At 44.8% G+C, this 21,860-nt stretch carries 18 protein-coding genes; 15 read left to right on the top strand and 3 right to left on the bottom strand.

Annotated elements, in window-relative coordinates:
* The first annotated feature begins 680 nt into the window (after positions 1-680).
* Positions 681-1,247 (top strand): prepilin-type N-terminal cleavage/methylation domain-containing protein, encoded by a 567-nt coding sequence (locus JMA39_RS12070; protein WP_202722114.1) that lies wholly within the window; start codon positions 681-683, stop codon positions 1,245-1,247.
* A gap of 163 nt (positions 1,248-1,410) precedes the next feature.
* On the opposite strand, the gene JMA39_RS12065 is transcribed toward JMA39_RS12070, so the two are convergent.
* Together JMA39_RS12065 and JMA39_RS12060 are read right to left on the bottom strand one after the other, a co-directional pair.
* The gene (locus JMA39_RS12065; protein WP_202722113.1) at positions 1,411-3,477 is read right to left on the bottom strand and encodes an alpha/beta hydrolase family protein; all 2,067 of its coding nucleotides are present in this window, start codon (positions 3,475-3,477) and stop codon (positions 1,411-1,413) included.
* Between the two features lie 213 nt (positions 3,478-3,690).
* Complete coding sequence (locus tag JMA39_RS12060; RefSeq protein WP_202722112.1) at positions 3,691-5,211, bottom strand: fumarate hydratase; 1,521 nt, start codon at positions 5,209-5,211, stop codon at positions 3,691-3,693.
* Between the two features lie 178 nt (positions 5,212-5,389).
* Here JMA39_RS12060 and pabB point away from each other — a divergent pair, with 178 nt between their 5' ends.
* On the top strand, positions 5,390-6,874 hold the full coding sequence (pabB, locus tag JMA39_RS12055) for an aminodeoxychorismate synthase component I (protein WP_202722111.1): 1,485 nt from the start codon (positions 5,390-5,392) through the stop codon (positions 6,872-6,874).
* Between the two features lie 43 nt (positions 6,875-6,917).
* Complete coding sequence (locus JMA39_RS12050) at positions 6,918-7,508, top strand: CoA pyrophosphatase (RefSeq protein WP_202722110.1); 591 nt, start codon at positions 6,918-6,920, stop codon at positions 7,506-7,508.
* A gap of 80 nt (positions 7,509-7,588) precedes the next feature.
* Here JMA39_RS12050 and JMA39_RS12045 read toward each other — a convergent pair whose 3' ends face one another.
* Positions 7,589-7,924, bottom strand: a complete 336-nt coding sequence (locus tag JMA39_RS12045; RefSeq protein WP_202722109.1) for a hypothetical protein — start codon at positions 7,922-7,924, stop codon at positions 7,589-7,591.
* A 151-nt stretch (positions 7,925-8,075) separates the two neighbouring features.
* Here JMA39_RS12045 and asnS point away from each other — a divergent pair, with 151 nt between their 5' ends.
* The 12 genes from asnS to JMA39_RS11985 all read left to right on the top strand — a co-directional run bounded on the left by asnS (position 8,076) and on the right by JMA39_RS11985 (position 21,793).
* Positions 8,076-9,476, top strand: a complete 1,401-nt coding sequence (asnS, locus tag JMA39_RS12040) for an asparagine--tRNA ligase (protein WP_202722108.1) — start codon at positions 8,076-8,078, stop codon at positions 9,474-9,476.
* Between the two features lie 489 nt (positions 9,477-9,965).
* A complete protein-coding gene (gene hyaA / locus JMA39_RS12035; RefSeq protein WP_202722107.1) occupies positions 9,966-11,096 on the top strand; it encodes a nickel-dependent hydrogenase small subunit in 1,131 nt (376 codons plus the stop codon).
* Between the two features lie 2 nt (positions 11,097-11,098).
* On the top strand, positions 11,099-12,802 hold the full coding sequence (gene hyaB, locus JMA39_RS12030) for a nickel-dependent hydrogenase large subunit (RefSeq protein WP_202722106.1): 1,704 nt from the start codon (positions 11,099-11,101) through the stop codon (positions 12,800-12,802).
* A 14-nt stretch (positions 12,803-12,816) separates the two neighbouring features.
* Positions 12,817-13,485, top strand: coding sequence for a Ni/Fe-hydrogenase, b-type cytochrome subunit (gene cybH, locus JMA39_RS12025; protein WP_202722105.1), 669 nt, complete (start codon positions 12,817-12,819; stop codon positions 13,483-13,485).
* 12 nt (positions 13,486-13,497) lie between these two features.
* Positions 13,498-14,055, top strand: coding sequence for a HyaD/HybD family hydrogenase maturation endopeptidase (locus tag JMA39_RS12020; protein WP_202722104.1), 558 nt, complete (start codon positions 13,498-13,500; stop codon positions 14,053-14,055).
* Positions 14,042-15,796: a Kae1-like domain-containing protein gene (locus tag JMA39_RS12015; RefSeq protein ID WP_202722103.1), complete on the top strand. Its 1,755-nt coding sequence runs from the start codon at positions 14,042-14,044 to the stop codon at positions 15,794-15,796. Before JMA39_RS12020 ends, JMA39_RS12015 begins: the two co-directional genes overlap by 14 nt.
* Positions 15,797-15,814: 18 nt before the next feature.
* Positions 15,815-18,202: a carbamoyltransferase HypF gene (gene hypF / locus JMA39_RS12010; RefSeq protein ID WP_202722102.1), complete on the top strand. Its 2,388-nt coding sequence runs from the start codon at positions 15,815-15,817 to the stop codon at positions 18,200-18,202.
* A 100-nt stretch (positions 18,203-18,302) separates the two neighbouring features.
* A complete protein-coding gene (gene hypB / locus JMA39_RS12005) occupies positions 18,303-19,064 on the top strand; it encodes a hydrogenase nickel incorporation protein HypB (RefSeq protein ID WP_202722101.1) in 762 nt (253 codons plus the stop codon).
* Positions 19,064-19,312 (top strand): HypC/HybG/HupF family hydrogenase formation chaperone, encoded by a 249-nt coding sequence (locus JMA39_RS12000; RefSeq protein ID WP_202722100.1) that lies wholly within the window; start codon positions 19,064-19,066, stop codon positions 19,310-19,312. Before hypB ends, JMA39_RS12000 begins: the two co-directional genes overlap by 1 nt.
* Positions 19,312-20,433, top strand: coding sequence for a hydrogenase formation protein HypD (gene hypD / locus JMA39_RS11995; protein WP_202722099.1), 1,122 nt, complete (start codon positions 19,312-19,314; stop codon positions 20,431-20,433). The genes JMA39_RS12000 and hypD overlap by 1 nt, the downstream gene beginning before the upstream one ends.
* Positions 20,430-21,446, top strand: coding sequence for a hydrogenase expression/formation protein HypE (gene hypE / locus JMA39_RS11990; RefSeq protein ID WP_202722098.1), 1,017 nt, complete (start codon positions 20,430-20,432; stop codon positions 21,444-21,446). Before hypD ends, hypE begins: the two co-directional genes overlap by 4 nt.
* Complete coding sequence (locus JMA39_RS11985; protein ID WP_202722097.1) at positions 21,446-21,793, top strand: hydrogenase maturation nickel metallochaperone HypA/HybF; 348 nt, start codon at positions 21,446-21,448, stop codon at positions 21,791-21,793. Before hypE ends, JMA39_RS11985 begins: the two co-directional genes overlap by 1 nt.
* The last annotated feature ends 67 nt before the right edge of the window (positions 21,794-21,860 follow it).

Raw genomic sequence — 21,860 nt, 5'->3', positions numbered from 1 at the left:
CTAAAAAATGGCTTTAATCTGTATTTTCCTGCCAAACTTGGCAGAGGAAATTTAAATCCCTTCTATTTTAATCACAGCAATAATACCAATCAGTATAAAGATTTGGTCGCTCAGCGAGAGTTTAGCGGCACTGAGACAAGGTAATTAAATGCTCCTGCATTAATGACATTCACCACATCCATGTGGTTTGCAACGAGTGAAGAGCATAGTTATTCTAGGTTTCAGCTCCCTCTTGTTCCTTAAGAGTCACAGTATCAAAGTCGCTAACACTCGCCATTCTGGAGCGTTTTTAGCTGCCTACTTCTGCGTTGAACAGCTTCATAAGGGAGTAACCATTCTTTCAGTTATTAGCCTTGAATTAGTTTGCCAAAAACGCTCTGAGTAGATCAACTTCTTATACTGATTGGTCTAATCCTAACTGTAATAGCAATATTGAGTCATTTATACAACTTGTCTACACCATCACGGCTACCCACCCAGCCTCAAACAAAAAGGCTGAAAATAGGCTAGCAACTAAACTTACTCACGTACAGAAACGAAGCTAACTCACATGCAGCCCCCAGGCAAATGTGAAACTACTCACGGTTTACTCAAAATGTATCAAGCTGTATCGGTATGTGGTTGTTATCGGGTTAAATGCCCGATAACCTGCGTGCTTTTGTAAAAATAGGCCGCTCACTATGTTATTAAATCGCTATCGCATCCGTGGATTTACACTTCTAGAGCTGACAGCCGTCATTATCATATTGGGGATAATCGCCGTAATCGCAACGAGTAAATATCTAAGCTTTAGTCGTGATGCCCATATTGCTCAGATAAAGGGAGTTGCAGCTCAAATCAGTAAACAAAACCAGCTGATCCACAGCAAAAGTGTGATTGATAATATTGAGCGTCTCACTGGTTGTAGCTTTCAGTGTGCCGATCATCCAAACTGGGATGTCAGAGTTGGGCAATACTTCGTCGACGTATCCGGCACTCGAGTCTATGTCAGCTTAGGTTATCCACTGTCTCCTCTTTCATCTGGCGATGCTATTGGTGACAATTATCGTGAAGTATTTGGCTTACCTGAAACGAGCTTCTTATTTACAGTGGTACCAACAAATTTGGGTTCGGTCGCGATTGTACCTATCGAGTGGCAAAGCAAACTCAGTGAGATCCGAGAAGGTGACTTTCAGTGCCATGTTGAATACAGCGCCCCTACATCGGTGCGAGAGTATAGCGTTCGAACTTATACTGAAGACTGCTAAGCACTGTAAAGCTTACTAATAAACCAAGGTAACCAAACCCGCTATAGCTCATCACGATTGTCTATCGTTTATCCCTTGTTGTAACCGTTTTTCAACCCTGAAAAACAAAAAGCCAGAATTAGATTCTGGCTTTTTGTTTATGACTAACGCTTAAGAGTCTCGATTATTTCTCGGTCCAACGATCCATCCAGCCTAGAACATTGGCATACCACTGCTCTAGGTTCTCAGGCGTCAAGATCCAGTGGTTTTCATCAGGATAGATAAGTAATTCTGATGGAATACCGTTACGTTGCATATAGGTAAAGGCTGCTAAGCCTTGGCCATATGGTACACGGAAGTCTTTCTCGCCGTGGATAACAAGCATTGGTGTTTTCCAGTTCTCTACGTAGTTTACCGGATTAAACTTCTCATACAGCTCTTTGTTCTTCTCGTAGGTACCACCAAACTCGAACTCAGGGAACCACAGCTCCTCGGTCACGTAGTACATTGAGCGCATATCAAAAAGACCAGCATGGTTAACTAGACACTTAAAGCCGTCATTCCAGTTACCTTGGATCCAGTTCATCATGTAACCGCCGTATGAGCCGCCTAAGGCACATGCATTGTCACCATCGAGCCATTTCTGCTGCTTAGTCACAGCTGCTAGACCCTTTTGCAGATCTTCAAGTGGCTTACCACCCCAGTCTTGAGTAATTGAGTCGGTGAAAGCTTGCCCATAACCGGTAGAGCCATGGAAGTCGATCATTACGACCCCATAACCCGCTCCCGCCCACAACTGCGGGTTCCAGCGGCTGCTGAATGAATTCCCAAATGAACCTTGTGGACCACCATGAACCAAGAAAGCGATTGGGTACTTCTCACCAGCTTTATAATTAGCAGGCTTGATCCAGTAGCCGTAGACTTCTTCGTTATTCCAGCCTTTAAAACTAAATTGCTGGTATTCACCAAACTTAACCTTAGCTAGCTTTTCCTTGTTTACCTCGGTTAAACGATTAAGATTTTGCCCATCAAGGTTAATCGTATAGAGATCGCCTGGCTCAACAAGTGATTTATGACTAAAGACAATCTTGTCGTTATTCACGCCTACAACGCTGTTACTACCTTCGTTATAGATAGTCTTAACGTCGCCAAATTGGGTGTTAACTTCGAAGATTGACACTTGGCCAACATCTTGCGCAGTAACGTACAAGGTTTTGTTATCTTTACCAAAAGCTAAAGAGCTTGGGCTACGATCCCATAGCGGCGCAACCTCTTTCTCTTGTCCTGTCACGGTATCACGTAACATGATGCGGTAACGATCGGCTTCAAAACCCGGCTTTGTCATCGCAAAGTAGGCTAAGTAGCGGCCATCGGCAGAATAAGTTGGGTGTGCATCCCAAGCTTTATTTGATTCTGTTAGATTCTTCGCCTCACCACCAGCAACGCTTACCTGCCATAGATCGTAGTTTGTGATCCAAGCCTGATCTTTTCCTGGTGCTTTGGCGGTGTAAACAACGTACTTGCCGTCAGGCGTAAAGGTCACTTCTTCCATGCCAGAGAAGGGTTTTGGCGGTGTTTCAGTATCCAGCCCCGCGGTGACGTCGACAGCAGAAGTGACTTTCTCACCATTTACCTTCTCACCATTTAATTGAGCCACAAATAGGTGACTTCTAGAATGGTCACTCCAAGTATCCCAGTGACGCACCATCAGCTGCTTGTATTCACGTCCTGTGGTATCTCGATTAGCTTCCGCTTCAAACTTATCTTTCGAGCAAGCCAAATCTTTACACTCGGGGAATACGCGCATATTCACCACGACTTGTTTACCATCTTGAGATAACTTAAAGCCTTCTACATCTAGCGGGAAATCAGTAACCTGAGTCGCTTCGCCACCATCGAGTGCAAGTTTATACACTTGGCTTGAACCATTACGTGCCGCTAAGAAGTAGATGCTCTTGTCATTAGGCGCAAAAGCGACGCTATGCTCTGTACCCTCGGCACTGGTAAGTTGTTTTGCTTGTGATGTGCTAGAAGTTAGATCTTGAATGTAAAGGTCAGTACTAGCCTCACCTTCTGCATCAATATTTTTCACGGCATAAACAATTTTAGTGCCATCGTTAGACAAAGCTGCCGAATGAAGCTTATTCATTTTAACGAGATCTTGCACAGTGAAAGGTGATTGTGACGCGGCCTGAGCGCTAAAGACGGCTCCAGCCGATGCAAGCGCCATTATGATTGCAGTTTTTTTCATCGTTATAATCTTATTCTTATAGTTAAAGGTAACGTTAAAAGCTTTTAGTGATCAATTTATGATTGTTACTTGTCAGTTACGCAACTTGTACATTTATGGGTTGTTCTGCACATTAGCCAAAATAAATGGCTTAAGCAATACGCCTAAGCCATTCTTAAGGCTAATGGTAAACAAATTAGCCACTCAAAGCTTACAATTCAGCTTTTCTGTTAATTAGCCTTCTAGCTTTACTTTCCAAATAGCAGGCCCGGTTTCGTGAGCATTTACGCCCTCAGCATCTACTGCGACAGTGACAGGCATATCCTTAACATCGAACTCATAGATGGCTTCCATACCAAGATCTTCAAATGCAACCACACGAGCGTGCTTAATCGCTTTAGAGACTAGATACGCAGCGCCGCCAACAGCCATCAAGTAGCAAGATTTATGATTCTTGATCGATTCGACTGTCGCAGGACCGCGTTCAGCCTTACCAATCATCCCCATCAATCCCGTTTTATCGAGCATCAGATCGGTAAACTTGTCCATACGCGTTGCTGTCGTCGGACCCGCAGGGCCAACCACTTCATCACCGACAGGATCGACAGGACCTACGTAGTAGATAAACTTGCCCTTAAAGTCCACCCCGTCAGGTAGCCCTTCACCACTTTCAATCAAGCTTTGAATACGCTTATGCGCAGCATCACGACCCGTTAGCATCTTGCCGTTAAGTAACAAGGTGTCACCACTCTTCCACTGCTGCATCTCTTCTTGAGTAACCGTATTTAGATCGACGCGGCGCACGCTCTCACCCACTTCCCAAGTGATTTCTGGCCAATCTTCCAGTGAAGGAGGGGTTAGATCCGCAGGGCCTGTACCATCTAAGTGGAAATGAACATGACGGGTAGCTGCGCAGTTAGGGATCATCACCACAGGTTTTGATGCAGCATGAGTCGGTGCTGACTTAATCTTAATATCCAGTACCGTAGTCACACCACCTAGACCTTGAGCACCAATACCCAGTTTATTTGCGCGTTCAAAAATATCTAGGCGCAACTTTTCATCAGTCGTTTCTGCGCCGCGAGCCTGAAGCTCATGGATATCGATAGGATCCATTAGGGACTCTTTTGCCATAACAGCCGCTTTCTCAGCGGTGCCACCAATGCCTATGCCAAGCATTCCTGGTGGACACCAACCCGCTCCCATCGTAGGCAGTGTCTTTTCAACCCATGCAGCGATGTCGTCAGAAGGGTTCAACATCACCATTTTCGATTTATTCTCTGAGCCACCACCTTTAGCAGCAATAGCCACTTCAACATGATTACCTGGAACCATTTCAACATGCACAACAGATGGCGTGTTGTCTTTAGTGTTTTTACGTCCACCAGCGGGATCGGCAACAATGGATGCACGCAATGGGTTATCCGGATTGGTATAAGCTCGGCGAACGCCTTCATCAACCATCTCTTGAACGGTTAAATCTGTCTTATCCCATTGCACACCCATGCCAATCTTAACGAAACAGGTCACAATACCCGTATCTTGGCAAAGCGGACGTTTACCTTCGGCCGACATGCGAGAATTGATAAGAATTTGTGCAATCGCGTCCTTAGCGGCAGCGCTTTGTTCACGCTCATAGGCCTCAGCCATAGAATCTACAAAGTCTTTCGGGTGATAATAGGAGATATATTGTAGGGCATCAGCAACGCTTTCAATGAGATCGGCTTGCTTGATTACAGGGACTTCTTTGCTCACAGACACTTCCTTTTTAGCAGACACTTATTAATCGGCTGAAACCACACTGCCACTTGCTAGTGTGAATGACTTCAGTCGCCATTAAAGCTCACGTGTTTTGTTTTTATTACTTGTGTAAGCAATATGATACTCTTTCACGAGTTTTAGTTAAACATCACATTTTAGATAGGGTTAACAGATGAACAAAATGACGCAAAATGCAGTTTTCACAAAGCGTCTTGATTGGAATTTGAGCACAACTCAAGTTTTTGATTATTTTTCGGCTATTCCTTGGTCAATTCTGCTTGACTCAGCCAATGCAGATCACATTGACGCTAGATTTGATGTGATCTGTGCAGAACCTGTAGCCACTATTGTCACTCAGGCCCAATCAACAATTGTGACCCGAACTAAGGACAGAACGCCTCTGTTTAGCCTGTGCAAACAGGCAAGCCACATTCCCCCATTGATGACTCAACAACAAGGGGATCCCTTCGATGTAGTTAAACAAGTCATTAACGAGTATTACCCACAGGCTAAAACCAGTCAGCAGCTATTCTCTGGTGGTGTAATGGGGAGTTTTAACTACGATTTAGCCCGGGGTATCGAAAAGCTACCGACTCTAGCCCACAAAGATATAGCACTAGCAGAAATGAACCTAGGCGTATACGACTGGGCACTCGTATTCGATTATCAGCAGAGATACTGGCAGTTGGTGCATTATCAATCCCAAGAGGCATTAGAATCTGTAGAACTTAGACTTAAAGCGCTCATCTTCGGGTCTCAGCTTGAGCAAAATCACGTCTCAACTGAGTTTAAGCTAACTAGCCAATGGCATAATCAACTGTCTGAGCAGGACTATATAGAAAGGTTTAACAAGGTACAGGAATATCTCCACAGTGGCGATTGCTATCAAATAAACCTAACCCAACGTTTTAGTGCGGACTATAGCGGTAACGAATGGCAGGCTTATAAGACACTACGTCAAACTAACGGAGCACCTTTTTCGGCATTTATTCGTTTAGAGGCCCATGCACTATTATCGATATCGCCTGAGCGTTTTATCCAACATCAAGATGGCAAAATCGAAACCAAACCAATTAAAGGTACTTTACCAAGAGATATAGATGCGAGCCGTGACAGTGCACTTGCTAAACAGTTGAAGCACTCCGAGAAAGATCGCGCCGAAAACTTGATGATAGTCGACCTGCTGCGTAACGATATCGGAAAAGTTGCCGCACCAGGAAGTGTCAGCGTCCCTAAACTATTTGAGGTTGAGAGCTTTCCAGCCGTTCATCATCTTGTGAGCACAGTGACTGCAACCCTTAAAACCGGTCTTTGTCCGACCGACCTATTAAGAGCTTGTTTTCCCGGCGGCTCGATAACTGGCGCACCAAAGATCCGTGCAATGGAGATCATCGAAGAACTTGAACCCTCTAGGAGAAGCATTTATTGTGGTTCTATTGGCTATATAAGCCAAGACGGTAAGATGGATACTAGTATTACAATCCGTACTTTAGTCGCCCAAAGGCATAGCGGTGAAGCAGATAACGGCCTACCGAGTGAAGGCAGGCTTTATTGTTGGGCGGGTGGTGGTATAGTCGCCGACTCCAAAGTGGACGCCGAATATCAAGAGAGTTTTGATAAAGTCAGTCGAATTTTGCCTGTATTATCACAGATGTAATCCAATTCAAAAGTTATTCCCCTACAAGCGACAAGGAGCTTTAATGAAGCTGGCAGAGTTTAGACTCAGGTATAACCTTAATCCTCTGCCAGAGTTGGATCTTATTCAACTGAGTGAAGAGCTTCGTCAAGCTGCGGTGTTAATTGCGCTTTATGAAAGGGAGCAGGAACTCGAGCTGATATTGACCCGTAGGCCAAGCCACCTACGAGCCCATCCTGGACAAATTAGCTTCCCAGGTGGAAAAGTTGAGCGCTCCGATCCCAGTCATCAATTTACAGCATTAAGAGAAGCGGAGGAGGAAATTGGCCTACTTAGCACGAATGTCGAGGTTATCGGTTCCCTTCCAGCACATAAGACCTTCACAGGTTTTGAGATCACCCCTTTTGTCGGCATAGTAAAGCAGCCCTTTAATCCTATTCTTGATCCTGGCGAAGTCGATGAATACTTCACCGTGCCGCTTTCGTTTTTACTCAAGCGATATAATCGCCACACCGAATGTTTTAAGCGTAAGGGAGTGCAATACCCAGTGCACTTTATCCCCTACCAAGACTATTTCATTTGGGGAGCAACTGCAGCGATGATCGATCTACTCTGTAGACAACTCTGCCCCGACTCTCATCTATCACGCTCATAAAGGGAAACATACTCAACGCAGCGGCTACTCACCACTAACCATTTAATGGCAAAGCTCAGGGTTCCTGCTTCTAAACGCTGCTACACGACAAAACGAATATAGAGTCCCGCAGCTAAAGAACAGGTAAATAGAAGTGGAATATTAACCCACCAACCAAAGCGACTATGTTGGGCAACATAAAAGTTAAAACCTAGATTCACAAAGCTCAACCCTGCGCATACCCATATAATGTGCTCCAGCAATACCGTCTGGGTCGGATCCCATTCGAGCCTCACAGCTGCCCCCTTACTCTGGTAATACCCAATAGCCGTATCGGGGCGCGCTTTATCAAAAATCAACAACGCATAAATAGCCAACGACCAGCCTATAATCGATAGCGTTGACAATAGAAATTGGAAAAATTTTGTTCTATTCATGCTTGCCATCCGTAGTTTTTGTCATGATTGTCGTCAGAATAACAATTTAGGCACTAAGATACCCTACTTTCCACTTGAGAAAAGCGTTTATACAGGTAATATAAACCTCCAAATTATTTACAAAAACGTTTCGTTGGAGAACTAAGCAACAATGAGCATTACATCTGTCGCTTCTGTGTTTAAAGGTGACTTTGCGATCGGCTCGCAAATCACAGTACGTGGCTGGGTAAGATCCCGCCGCGATTCTAAAGCTGGGATCTCGTTTCTAGCTGTTTATGACGGTTCATGTTTCGACCCTATTCAGGGTGTTGTACCAAATAATCTAGAAAATTACACCAACGAAGTGTTAAAGCTTACTGCTGGTTGCTCTGTCGTGATGACAGGTGAAGTTGTTGAGTCTCCTGGTCAAGGTCAAGCATTCGAACTGCAAGTGACTAAGATTGAAGTCGCTGGCTGGGTTGAAGATCCAGACACCTACCCAATGGCAGCTAAACGCCACTCAATCGAGCATCTTCGTGAACTTGCTCACCTTCGTCCACGCACCAACATTATTGGCGCGGTTGCACGAGTGCGTAACTGTTTGTCACAAGCTATCCACCGCTTCTACAACGAACAGGGTTATATCTGGGTATCAACACCACTTATCACAGCCTCTGATACTGAAGGCGCTGGTGAGATGTTCCGTGTATCGACGTTAGATCTTGAGAACCTACCACGCACAGATAAAGGCACTGTAGATTACGGTGAAGACTTCTTTGGTAAAGAATCTTTCCTAACTGTATCGGGTCAGCTGAACGCTGAAACTTATGCATGTGCGTTGTCAAAGGTTTATACCTTTGGTCCAACTTTCCGCGCAGAGAACTCAAATACTAGCCGTCACTTGGCTGAGTTTTGGATGGTTGAGCCAGAAGTGGCTTTCGCCGATCTAAACGATGCCGCTAAGCTTGCTGAAGATATGCTGAAGTACTGCTTTAAAGCGGTTCTAGAAGAGCGTCGTGATGACCTCGAGTTTTTCGCGCAACGTGTTGAGAAGACAGCGATTGAGCGTTTAGAGAACTTTGTCACGAGTGATTTCGCCCAGATCGACTATACCGATGCGATTGAGATCCTTAAAGCCTGTGATAAAGACTTTGAGTTTGATGTTGAATGGGGTATCGATTTACATTCTGAGCATGAACGCTACCTTGCAGAAGAGCACTTCAAAGCACCTGTAGTCGTTAAGAACTATCCAAAAGACATTAAGGCATTCTACATGCGCTTAAATGATGATGGAAAAACTGTAGCGGCTATGGACGTTCTTGCCCCAGGTATCGGTGAGATCATCGGCGGTGCACAACGTGAAGAGCGTCTAGATGTTCTTGACGCACGTCTAGCTGAGATGGAACTAAGTAAAGAAGATTACTGGTGGTACCGTGATCTACGTCGTTACGGCACTGTACCGCATGCAGGTTTCGGTCTAGGTTTTGAGCGTTTGGTTTCATATGTAACTGGTGTGTCGAACATCCGTGACGTGATCCCGTTCCCACGTTCACCAAATTCAGCCAACTTCTAAGCAGTTAAGCTTTCAGTTAGTCTGAACTCCAATTTAAAGCCTCTTGCAGAAATGTTAGAGGCTTTTTTATTGGCCATTGAAAATCCAATACTCATTTAATAACTAGGATTAAAACATAGCCATTAGAGAAATTGTGCAGCCAATCCCTATCACTTGATATAAGCCCTAGCATTATCAACATAATAACAACGTCCTAATTAACAAGTTTCAGAACAACTCATAAAATCAGAAGTTTATAAGCGTGTCGTAGTTAAGTTCCTGTTAAACAACCCGCTCGATTTATGTGATGAAAATCACCTTTTCATTTATCCAGGGTCATTTTGACCCGCTTAAAACCCTTTTAATGATCTAGCTCAACTGAGTTACAACTGGTCTGTGTAGTATCCATCAAAGAACTCAAAAGCTTGACTCATATCAATAATCCCCAGCTTTTTGAGGCCTAGACTGTTTTCGTTGAGCAAATTCCTTACAATTACAAAAGGTTTAACCATGGAAACACATGAAGCCCTTTACCAACAAGGTGTGGCGCGAATTGAAGAACTTCGCAAACTACAACCTCGTTCAGGTGAAACGCTACAGCAAAAAATGGAACAAAATGGTATTACTCGTCGCGACTTTATGAAATGGAGCGCTGCAGTTACCGCCATGCTTGCTTTACCGCTACCTTTTAGCACCCTAGTCGCTGAAGCCGCAGAGCTTGCAGACCGAGTCCCGCTCGTTTGGTTGCACATGGCCGAATGTACAGGCTGCAGTGAGTCACTTATTCGTACCGACACACCGAACTTAGACACTCTAATCTTCGATTATGTTTCTCTCGAGTACCATGAAACCCTTATGGCAGCTGCTGGCTGGCAGGCAGAAGAGAACCTTGAGCGTGCACTAGCAGAAGGCAATTACCTTCTTGCTGTAGAGGGCGCCGTACCTACTGCAAATAATGGTGCTTTTTTAACGGTAGGCTGTAAAGGTCACACAGGTCTTCATATCGTTAAGGAAGCTGCAGAAAACGCTGCAGCGATTATCTCTGTTGGAACTTGCGCCGCCTTTGGTGGTATTCAAGCTGCGGCACCGAACCCAACTGGGGCTAAAGGTGTCTATGAAGTGATTGATAGGCCCGTTATTAACTTAGGTGGCTGTCCACCAAGTGAGAAAAATATTGTCGGCACCCTGATGTATTTCATCATGTTTGGCAAGTTACCTGCTCTAGATATGTTCAATCGCCCTAAATGGGCATACGGTGCTCGCGTTCATGATAACTGTGAACGCCGTGGTCGCTTTGATGCGGGTGAGTTTGTTGAAGAGTTTGGCGATCAAGGCGCAAAAGATGGCTACTGTCTTTATAAACTCGGCTGTAAGGGTCCTTACACCTACAACAACTGTCCAACTGAACGATTTAACCACCATACGAGTTGGCCTGTGCTTGCGGGTCATGGCTGTATTGGCTGCTCAGAGCCAAATTTCTGGGATGATATGGCCGATTTCGAAAAACCTTTAGGAAGGCAATTACTGCATGGTCTTGATGCGACCAGTGACACTGTTGGCGCTGTAATTTTAGGTGCTACTGCTGTCGGTATTGGTGCACACGCCGTCGCCAGTATTTTTGCCAAATCTGAAGAGGAATAATCATGAGTAAACGTGTAGTCATAGATCCAATCACTCGTATCGAAGGTCACCTGCGAGTTGAAGTCGAAGTCGACGAAAATAATGTTATTAAAAAAGCCTGGTCATCTTCGACTTTATGGCGCGGCATCGAAGTAATTCTTAAAGGCCGTACACCTATGGATGTTGGCCTAATCGTACAACGTATTTGTGGTGTGTGTACCTATTCACACTATCGCTGTGGTACTGAAGCAGTAGAAAATGCCTTAGGGGTAAAGATCCCACTCAATGCCAAGTACCTTAGAAGCTTGATGCAAACCTCGCTTTATATGCACGACCATATCGTACACTTCTATCACCTTCACGGTTTAGACTGGGTTGATGTCGTTTCTGCTTTGAGCGCCGATCCAGCATTAGCCGCACAAGAAGCGATGAAGTATACCGAGAACCCTATTGCGGCAGGTGAAGGCGATCTACGAGCAGTACAGGAGCGAGTTGCTGGTCTAGTTGAAACCGGTAAACTTGGACCATTTGCTAACGCATACTGGGGCAATGGCACTTATAAGTTCACACCAGAACAAAACCTAATCGCTTTATCACATTACCTTAAAGCACTTGAAATCCAGCGTATCGCCGCTGAAATGCTTGCTATCTTCGGTGGTAAGTCACCTCACCCTCAATCAATCGTTGTTGGTGGCGTCACTTCAGTACGCGACATGTTAAGCCCTGCTCGTTTACAAGAGTGGAAGCAAAAACATGAAACCGTACAAGACTTTATTATTCGCGCTTATAAAGCTGATATCGTGATGGCCGCAGCGGCATTTGGTAATGAGCCGAGTGTACTCGGTGGCGTAAACGTTAAGAACTTCCTTGCAACCGAGGACTTCTTACTAAGTGACGGCCAGTACATGTTTAACCAAGGTGTTATCATGAATGGCGATCTTGCCAACGTCAGTGATCTAGACCCAGACATGATTGCAGAAGATGCGACTCACGCTTGGTACAAAGCTGATGCGCCGCAACACCCATATGATGGTACAACAATACCAGACTATACCGGCTTTGTTGAAAGAGACACTGTTTACGGTAAGTTACCGACTGTCGATGGCGACGGCAAGTACACTTGGGTTAAGTCACCACGTTACAACGGTGAACCGGTCGAAGTAGGTCCTCTAGCGAGCTTACTTGTGAGCTACGCTCGTGGTAATCAAGTCGTAGTCGACTCGGTAAATGGTTTACTTGAAGCGACAGGTCTACCCGTTGAAGCACTCTTTACCACATTGGGCCGCACCGCAGCACGTATGTTACAAACCGTTATCGTTGCCGAAGAAGGTCTTAAAACTTTCGATGCAATGCTAGTCAACATGCAATCGGATGAAGCGACTTACACTAAGCCTGAGATTGACTCAAGTAAAGAATATATCGGTCACGCCATGATTGAAGCGCCGCGAGGCATGCTCAGTCACTGGATCCGAATCAAAGGTGGGCTAGTAGAGAACTACCAAGCTGTCGTGCCGACAACGTGGAACGCAGGCCCTGTTGATGCCCAAGGAAAAATGGGGCCATATGAAGCATCTCTTATCGGCTTAAAGCTTGAAGATCCAACTAAGCCTTTAGAAGTTATCCGCATAATTCACTCTTTTGATCCTTGTATGGCGTGTGCAGTGCACGTTATGGACTACAAGGGACAAAACCTAGGTGAATTCAAAATTGATCCCAACGGATTCTAATCAAGGGGGATAACATGGCTACTCAATCTGAGTGCTATCAAAGGGAACTGATCTTTGGTGCAGCGATAAGGATATTTCACTGGCTAAGAGCCTTAGCCATTCTTGTATTGATAGTAACTGGGTTTTATATCGCGTGGCCTTTCTTGGTCGCGCCAGATAACTCAGATGTATTGGTACAGGGCTATATTCGAGCTGCTCATCAGATCTTCGGATTTGTTTTAATCGCAATCACTGTGGTGCGCGCTTACCTGTTCTTTTTCGGTAAGAGTGATATTGAACGCCGCTCTTTTAAAGATGTTATGAGTCTTAAGAGTTGGATTACTCAGCTTAAGTCTTATCTATGGATGGGACATTTAGACAAAGCTGGGGTATATGGTCCGCTACAGTTCGTGACTTACTTTGCAATATCTGTCGTTGCGCTTTTGATCTGCGTTACAGGCTTAGTCTTGTATGCCAATGTATACCACGAAGGTATTGGTGGACTAATTGCGCCAGTGGCTAATTGGATCACGGCAATGATGGGTGGATTAGCACCGGTTCGGATCTGGCACCACTACCTTACCTGGGTATTTATCATCTTTGTGGTAATACACGTGTATATGGCAGTTTGGTCTGGTATTCGCTTTAAACATAACTCCGTTGACTCTATCGTCTCTGGTTATGATTACCATAAGAAAAAATAATAAAAGGAAAACATGAAGATATTGCTACTTGGTATTGGCAATGTCCTGTACGCCGATGAGGGCATCGGCGTACATTTCGTCAATTACATCCAAGAAAACTACAGCTTCCACCATCCAATCGATCAGCTTGATATGCTTGATGGTGGAACACTTGCCCAAGGTCTTATCCCAACACTTTGTCATTACGACTACCTCATCGTCGTTGATACCGTCAACGCTAATGGTGTCGCTCCAGGAGAAGTCTATTTCTTTGACTTCGACAAGGCCCCCGCCGAAATTGATTGGCAAGGCAGTGCCCATGAAGTCGAGATGTTACAAACACTAATCATGATGGAGATGGTCGGAGATAGACCAAAAACCTTCGTTCTAGGTGTTACCCCAACGGTTCTTGAACCTATGACGCTTGGTTTAACCGAGCAGATCTTGGCCGCTGTGCCTTTGATGGAAAAGACACTACTGAATCACTTTGACTCTTTAGGCTTTACTCACCAACGTATTGCAAACATTGATATTAACAGTCTCATTCCCGACTCATACAAACGTGGCTTAACTTTAGATGAAGAATATTAGATTTGAGTTTAATTGTACCCGCGATGTGCCTTTTTATGGGCACCTGTGCAATCAGTACCTGCAAAACGAACAATTTGATGTAACGATTGGTAAAAAAGATAACCTTTACTACATAGAGGCCTTAGGTGAGCAAGCACAGCTTGAACAACTCGCCGATGCGATAGCTAATGACTTTTTAATTTCAACTTGGTTAGTAAAACCACAGATAAAAGCCATCGAAGAGCCTATCGGGAGAAAAAAATTACTTCCAGTTGAGGCTCTAGAAATCGAGTACTGTCAGCATTGCCAACCACAACTTGGGGATAATCAAGCCAAGCACTTTGGTGACATTGGATTTAACTGCCCCTGCTGTCAGGCTCATACTCGTATATCGACTGCTGAGCAAGCCATCTCATTAGCCGACGCTAGAGCACTGGTTAAACAGCTTGATACGCTAGGCTCAATTCAGCTACCTCAGGATAAAGATAAAACGGGCCCGATTATCAGTTTCCACCCCATAGAAAATCAACCGCCCGAAAACCGCCACCAGTTGGTGATCTGTAATCCTAATAATCTTCACGCGCACTTTTCAGTCAACGATAGCCAAATACTCGCACTTTCAAGCATAGAAAAGCCGTTTATTAGAGCAAGGTCTATCAATAACCATCCAAGACTGAAACAACCGCTATATGAAATTAGCTTTGCAAATTCACGTTTGTTATTGGTGATCTGCGAAATTCTTAGGCAGCAAGGTACCGATTATATCTATATCGCAAATGCCCAAAACCCCAGAATTACCATGATAGATGCAAAATGGTCATTGATTGCAACGCCGCCAACTCCTCATAAGGTCCTGATTGAAGCCGCACGACAACCGTTACACGATGATGCCAAGGCTGGAAGTTATCAAGCAAGATGGGCAAGCAAGCAAATTGAGATCTTAACTAACAAACAAGCTGACAATGAAGTCGAGCCGATTAATAGTGCTGCTAGCTGCGCACTACATGGCGCGACAATCGGTGACAATAAACCTAAGAACGTCGCTGCTTTATACTTTAGCCGCTCCAATAAGACGCAGATAGTGACCTTGGATGGTAAACAGCAACTAGAGCTATTTTTCGAGTTTCCAAACTTACCAGACAACGGTTATGACATAGTTCATCAGCTTGAGCTCTCACCTCAAAAGAATTTACTGGATAAATTTAAGGCTCATTACCCCGATGATTATCTGAAGCTTTTATCCTTAAAGCTTGCGCAGCCAACCGATAATATCGAAACACTTTGGGCGATCTCGGCGATCTTCCTCGGTGCCGCCAGCAAAATAGATGAGCCAAGAGACTTAAGCAAAACTGAACTTTGCGATTTTGTTGTCGCACGAGCTATGTGCCATAAAGGGGCTAATGCACCTAGAGTCGATTTCCCGTTAACGCGGGGCGAAGCCTTTAGAAGCCTAAACTGGTGTAAAACATTAGGTACTATTATCAGTTTCAGACTCGCCGAAGAGGAAAACATCGATAAACTTGCCTTTGGTATGCACGACTCCTTTGCTGATTATCTGTGTAACTGGATTGAGCACCTTGATCAAAATATCAGTATTAAGTCAGTCGTTATCGCTGGAGATAGCTTTGCCAATGAGATCTTAGCACAACGAGTTGCTCTACGGCTCGGTAAAAACTTTGCCCTCAACACCAATCTACAAATGGATCTAGATGGCTTAAATATCGCAGCGGGTGCTTTATACCTTAAGCAGCGTAGACACTAACTAGCTGTGCTAGCATATATGACTAAAAATCTGACAAATTGTCGTTTACAGCTAAAGATCACCGGCATCGTTCAAGGTGTCGGTTTTCGACCTTTTGTATATCGGTTGGCCCATGAGCTCAACCTAACCGGAAACGTACTAAATAATAGTGAAGGAGTAACAATAGAGGCTCAGGGGCACCCTGCCGAACTTGCTCTGTTTGAAGCGGCGTTTAGGAAGCAGCCGCCTCCTCTCGCTCGCATTGACAGTATTGAGGTCACGCCACTACCTATAATGGATGATTGTGGTCTGTTTAGTATTGTACATAGCGAAAAAGAGAGTCTTGCCGTTGTGGCCGTTTCGTCCGATAAATGTACCTGTGATGACTGCTTTAACGATATCGCCAATATTAATGACCGCCATTTTCGATACCCGTTCACCAATTGCACTAATTGTGGACCAAGGTATTCACTGATCAATGCCCTGCCCTATGACAGACCCAATACTGCCATGGCAGACTTTGATATGTGTCCTGAATGCAAGTCAGCCTATTTAGACCCAATGGACAGACGTTACCATGCCCAGCCCGTCAGTTGTCCAGATTGCGGTCCACAATTAAGCTTTAAACAAGCCGATCTGACGCTAGTCAGCAGCAAAGAAAGCGCGCTTGAAGATGCGATAGAGGCATTATTAAACGGGAAAATACTTGCCATTAAAGGTATAGGTGGATTTCACCTCGTTTGCGATGCCACAAACGATAGCTGCGTGAGTCTAATGCGCCAGCGAAAGAGCCGCCCGGCTAAGCCATTTGCGGTGATGGTTGAAAATATTGAGGCTGCTAAAAAGCTCGTTACAGGCAGCACGGCAGAATGGCAAGTCCTCAGCAGCGCCGAGCGCCCTATAACCTTGATGCGCAAAATCGATGCTCACAATGTCGAGCCATCACTTAGTCAGCTTGTTGCACCTAGAATCGACAGACTTGGGATCTTTCTTCCCTATACGCCTTTGCACCAACTCTTATTAAATGGCGTAAAACGCCCCTTAGTCATGACAAGTGCAAACCTCTCCGGCGAACCTATCATCACCGATAGCGTGGCAATCAATAGCAAACTGAGTCATGTTATCGACAATATCCTCGATCACAACCGTCCGATATTGAATGGCTGTGACGACAGCGTTGTACAAGTTATAAACGATAATCTACAGGTGCTTCGTTTAGCACGAGGTTATGCGCCGCTATCTTTCTATAGCGAGCAAGCATTAAATGAAAGCATTCTTGCTGTTGGTGCCCAACAGAAAAACAGTATCTGTTTCGGTTTTAATCATAACCTGTTTCTTAGTCCTCATATTGGCGATCTCGTGTCGATTGAGGCTGAGGAGTATTTCCATCACACCCTAAATACTTTTTCAAGATTATATGGATTCGATGCCAACTGCCTTATCCATGATAACCATCCCGACTACGCAACTAGTCGCTGGGCCCAATCCCAAGATGTAAAAAGGACTGCAGCAATTCAGCATCACTATGCGCATGTGTTAAGTGTGATGGCAGCCAATAAGATCACCACCCCCGTGCTGGGTTTTAGTTTTGATGGTACGGGATTAGGCGATGATAAAACACTTTGGGGCGGAGAACTTTTGAGCTGTGATGTTCACAAATATCAGCGTCTTTGCCACTTGAGTACCTTTGCATTGATTGGCGGTGAACAAGCGATTAAGCAACCGGTAAGGCTCTTACTTGCCATTTTGCTTGAAAAATATTCACCAGAGCAGATCAAGCTACTCGATATTCCGGCGCTAAAAACGCTGTCACCGACGATGTTTAATAATTTAGTTAAGCTTTGGCAGGCGAAGACAAGTATTAAAACCTCATCAATCGGAAGATTGTTTGATGCGGTAGCAGTGGCTCTAGGGATGATTAGTGATACTCAGTATGAAGGCGAAGCCGGGATCTTAATTGAAACCGCAGCCAACTCAGTGAACACGATTTATAAACCGAATTTTTTTGAAAGCCATTCTAAGCTTCAACCGCTACACAGCAAAGCCCGTGAAACTATAGCAGAGCACGATGAGTCAATTAGGTTTGTAATCAAGCTGACAAATGGGCAATGGGACTCCTCAGATCTGCTATGCCAAATCGTAGAGCAAATGACCTTGAAACCGCCCACTCCTCAACGTGTGGCACTCATTTCCAAAGCGTTTATGGATGCTCTATGCGATATGGTTTGTCAAAGCGTTAAAGCTCATTTAGAAACACCAATCGTACTTTGCGGCGGGGTATTTCAGAATCGGTATTTACTTGAGCGCTGTGAGAAACAACTTACCGCACAAGGAAATCAGCTGCTTTCGAGTCATAAGGTACCGATAAACGATGCTGGCATTGCACTCGGCCAATTATGGTATGCAATGCACAACAAACATGTGTGACAAACATCACCAAACAACAAACACAAATCTGATTTGCATCAAGGCCGATACAATCGTCCTAAGTGACAATCATTAAAACGATAAAAAAACGGAGTTACCTATGTGCCAAGACTGTGGTTGTTCGATCACTCGTCATGATCATCTTTTAAGTTCAGGTCATTCGCATTCTAAAACTGACGATAATATCGCTAGCAACCCTCAACTCAATGACAAAAAGACCCTATCCATCATTCATAAAATTTTGGATAAGAACGATATTGAGGCGCAGCATAACCGAGCGCACTTTGATGCTAAAGGCATCAAAGCATTTAACTTGATGAGTAGTCCTGGTAGCGGAAAAACCACGTTACTTGAGCATTTACATCAATATACCGACCTCAAATATGCGGTTATCGAAGGAGATCTTGAGACCTCCCGAGATGCAGACAGACTAAAGGCAAAAGGCATCGATGCCTATCAGATCCAAACTGGTGCAGCTTGCCACTTAGATGCCTTCATGGTGCACAGCGCCCTTCATCATATTAACTTAGACCCGATTGATATCTGCTTCGTCGAAAACGTCGGTAACTTAGTTTGCCCAGCAAGTTACGATGTGGGCACCCATAAGAATATCGTGTTGCTTTCTGTACCAGAGGGGGACGACAAAATTGAGAAGTATCCGGTGATGTTCCGCCGTGCGGACTTAGTTTTGATCACCAAGTCTGATCTCATGCCCTACTTTGACTTCAGCATGGAAGAGTCCCGTGCTCAGCTAAAGAAACTAAACCCTAATGTTGAGCTATTAGAGGTATCAGTTAAAGATCCTCAATCCCTAATCAAAGTGGCTGACTGGTTGCTTCAACAAGCAGGAGTCCGCGCCTAATGTGTCTTTCTATTCCATCACAAGTTATTGCGCTACATGAAGATGAGCAGGCGGTAACCGTCGATACTATGGGCGTCAAACGTAAGGTCAGCAGTCACCTAATGGCAGATGCATTAGAAATTGGTGACTATGTTCTGATCCATATTGGTTTCGTTATGAATAAAATTGATAAAGCCGACGCTATGGAAAGTTTAGCTCTGTATCGAGAAATTGTGGAAAAACTCGAACAAGAACAGCAGGAGTCTTAATGATAGCCCTAACAGAGCTTTACAAAGGATTCAGAGATCCCGAGGTCATTCGCTCTTTAGCCAAAGAGATAGCTAACTATGCAAGTTTGGTTGACGGCAGTGTTAATATTATGGAGGTGTGCGGCGGACATACTCACACCATCATGAAGTATGGGTTAAATCAGCTATTGCCCGATAATATCGACTTTATTCATGGTCCGGGCTGCCCAGTTTGCATCATGCCAAAAGAGCGAATCGATCATGCTGCTGCTCTGGCAAGTTTACCTAATACGATTTTGGTAACCCTAGGCGACATGATCCGTGTTCCAGGTTCTAAAGGCAGTTTGGCAAACTATCGTGCAAATGGCTGTGATATCAGACCTATTTATGACCCTCTAGATACCTTACAGATCGCTATCGATAACCCCAATAAAACGGTTGTTTTCTTTGCGATAGGTTTCGAAACTTCCACCCCGATGACCGCAGTGCTTATCGATCAAGCCGAGCAACGACAGATTAATAATCTGGTATTTCATATCAATCACGTTCTGGTACCGCCTGCGATTGATGCCGTGATGGCCGACCCGAATGTAAAGGTGAACGCCTTTATTGGTCCTGCACATGTTAGCGTGATCAGTGGCGCGAAGGTCTACCGCCCAGCCGTGACCGATTACAATACTCCGGTCGTGGTTTCAGGGTTTGAACCAGTGGATGTCATGCAGTCTATTTTAATGATTGTAAAACAAAAAGCAGCATCGAAGGCAGAACTGGAAAATCAGTACAGCCGATCTGTATCGGAAGATGGCAATCTTGCGGCCCAAAAAATGGTTAACCGTTATTTCAAAGTAAGAGACAATTTCCGCTGGCGCGGTCTTGGTCCAATCCCCTCTTCTGCATTGATGTTAAGAGAGGAATATGCCCATCGAGATGCTGAACTTGTTTTTGCTGCCCATCTTCCAACTGATGAAATTGACGATCATAAAGCCTGCCAGTGTGGCGACATTCTTCGAGGTTTATGCAAACCCAAAGACTGTAAGGTATTTGGACGTGGCTGTACCCCTGAAACCCCATTAGGCAGCTGTATGGTCAGCTCAGAAGGTGCTTGTAACGCCTACTACCGCTATAACGGAGTCACAGAATGAATCAAACCATTTCCAAGAAAGTCGTACAGCTCAGTCATGGCGGCGGCGGTAAAGAGATGAACCACCTGATTAAAGACCTGTTCTTTAAAGCGTTCGATAATCCCATTTTACGAAGTGAAGAAGATGCCGCGGTCTTACATTTTAACGGCGATGTCGCCTTTACTACCGACTCCTTTACTGTAGCACCACTATTCTTCTCTGGTGGCGACATCGGTAAGCTTTCTATAGCTGGAACCGTTAACGACTTGGCGATGATGGCCGCAGAACCACAGTATCTCAGTTGTAGCTTTATTATCGAAGAGGGCTTTGAGATTGCCAAGTTAAAAACTATCGTCGAAAGCATGGCAAAGGAGCTGAAACAGTCCGGTGCAAGGATTGTTTGCGGAGACACTAAGGTGGTTCCACGAGGCTGTGCCGACGGGCTCTTCATCAATACCACTGGTGTGGGTCGGATTTTACAAAAAGGTATATCGGTAAAAAGCGTAACCGATGATGATGTCATCATCGTCTCTCGTGACATCGGTCGCCACGGCGCCGCAATTTTGATGGCGCGAGAAGGCCTGACGCTAGACTCTGAGCTGACAAGTGACTGCGCTACGCTTTGGCCTATTGTCGAGCAACTCATTGCTGCCAACATCGAAATCCACGCAATGAGAGACGCAACCCGTGGTGGATTATCTGCGGTTCTTAATGAGTGGGCTCTGGCATCTGATGTTGAGATTAATGTTCATGAGGAAGCGATCCCTGTCTGCGATGAAGTAAGAGGCTTATGTGAGCTTTATGGCTTCGAGCCGTTTGATCTCGCTAATGAGGGTACCTTTATCCTTGCTGTACCGAAGAAGAGTGCCGATGCAACATTAGAGATTATGAAGCGTTTTTGCCACTGCGAGCAAGCAGCCATAATTGGAGATGTAAATCAGAACCGAAAAGGAAAAGTGATCCTAAACACTCCTTGGGGAAGTACTCGATATTTAGACTTACCTCAGGGTGAGTTACTGCCGAGGATCTGCTAGTGCACGAATACTCCATTGTTACTGCATTAATCGAAGAATGTGAACGTCATGCTCAGGCGAATAACGCTATTAAGATAAGTCGAGTTGAGATAAAACTTGGGATCTTAAGTGGTGTAGAGCCAGAGCTACTCAAGACGGCTTTTGAAACCTTCAAGTTAGAAGGGATCTGCCGTGAAGCCGAGCTCGTGATGAATATCCAACCATTAATACTTATGTGTTTGGACTGTGGGCAGAGCACAGAACATAGTGAACGAAGTGTCATTTGCAGTCACTGTCAAAGTGGCCAAACGAAAGTACTAGACGGTGAAGATATGCTGTTAATGCAACTTGAGTTGGAGCAAGCTTAACGACGATAACTTAATAAGCCCTACTTGTCATATTGTAGGGCTTATTATTGCAGAGCATTGTGTTGCC

This window comes from Shewanella schlegeliana, from assembly GCF_016765635.1.
GTDB lineage: Bacteria > Pseudomonadota > Gammaproteobacteria > Enterobacterales > Shewanellaceae > Shewanella > Shewanella schlegeliana.
This window is presented reverse-complemented; position numbering and strand designations above follow the sequence as displayed.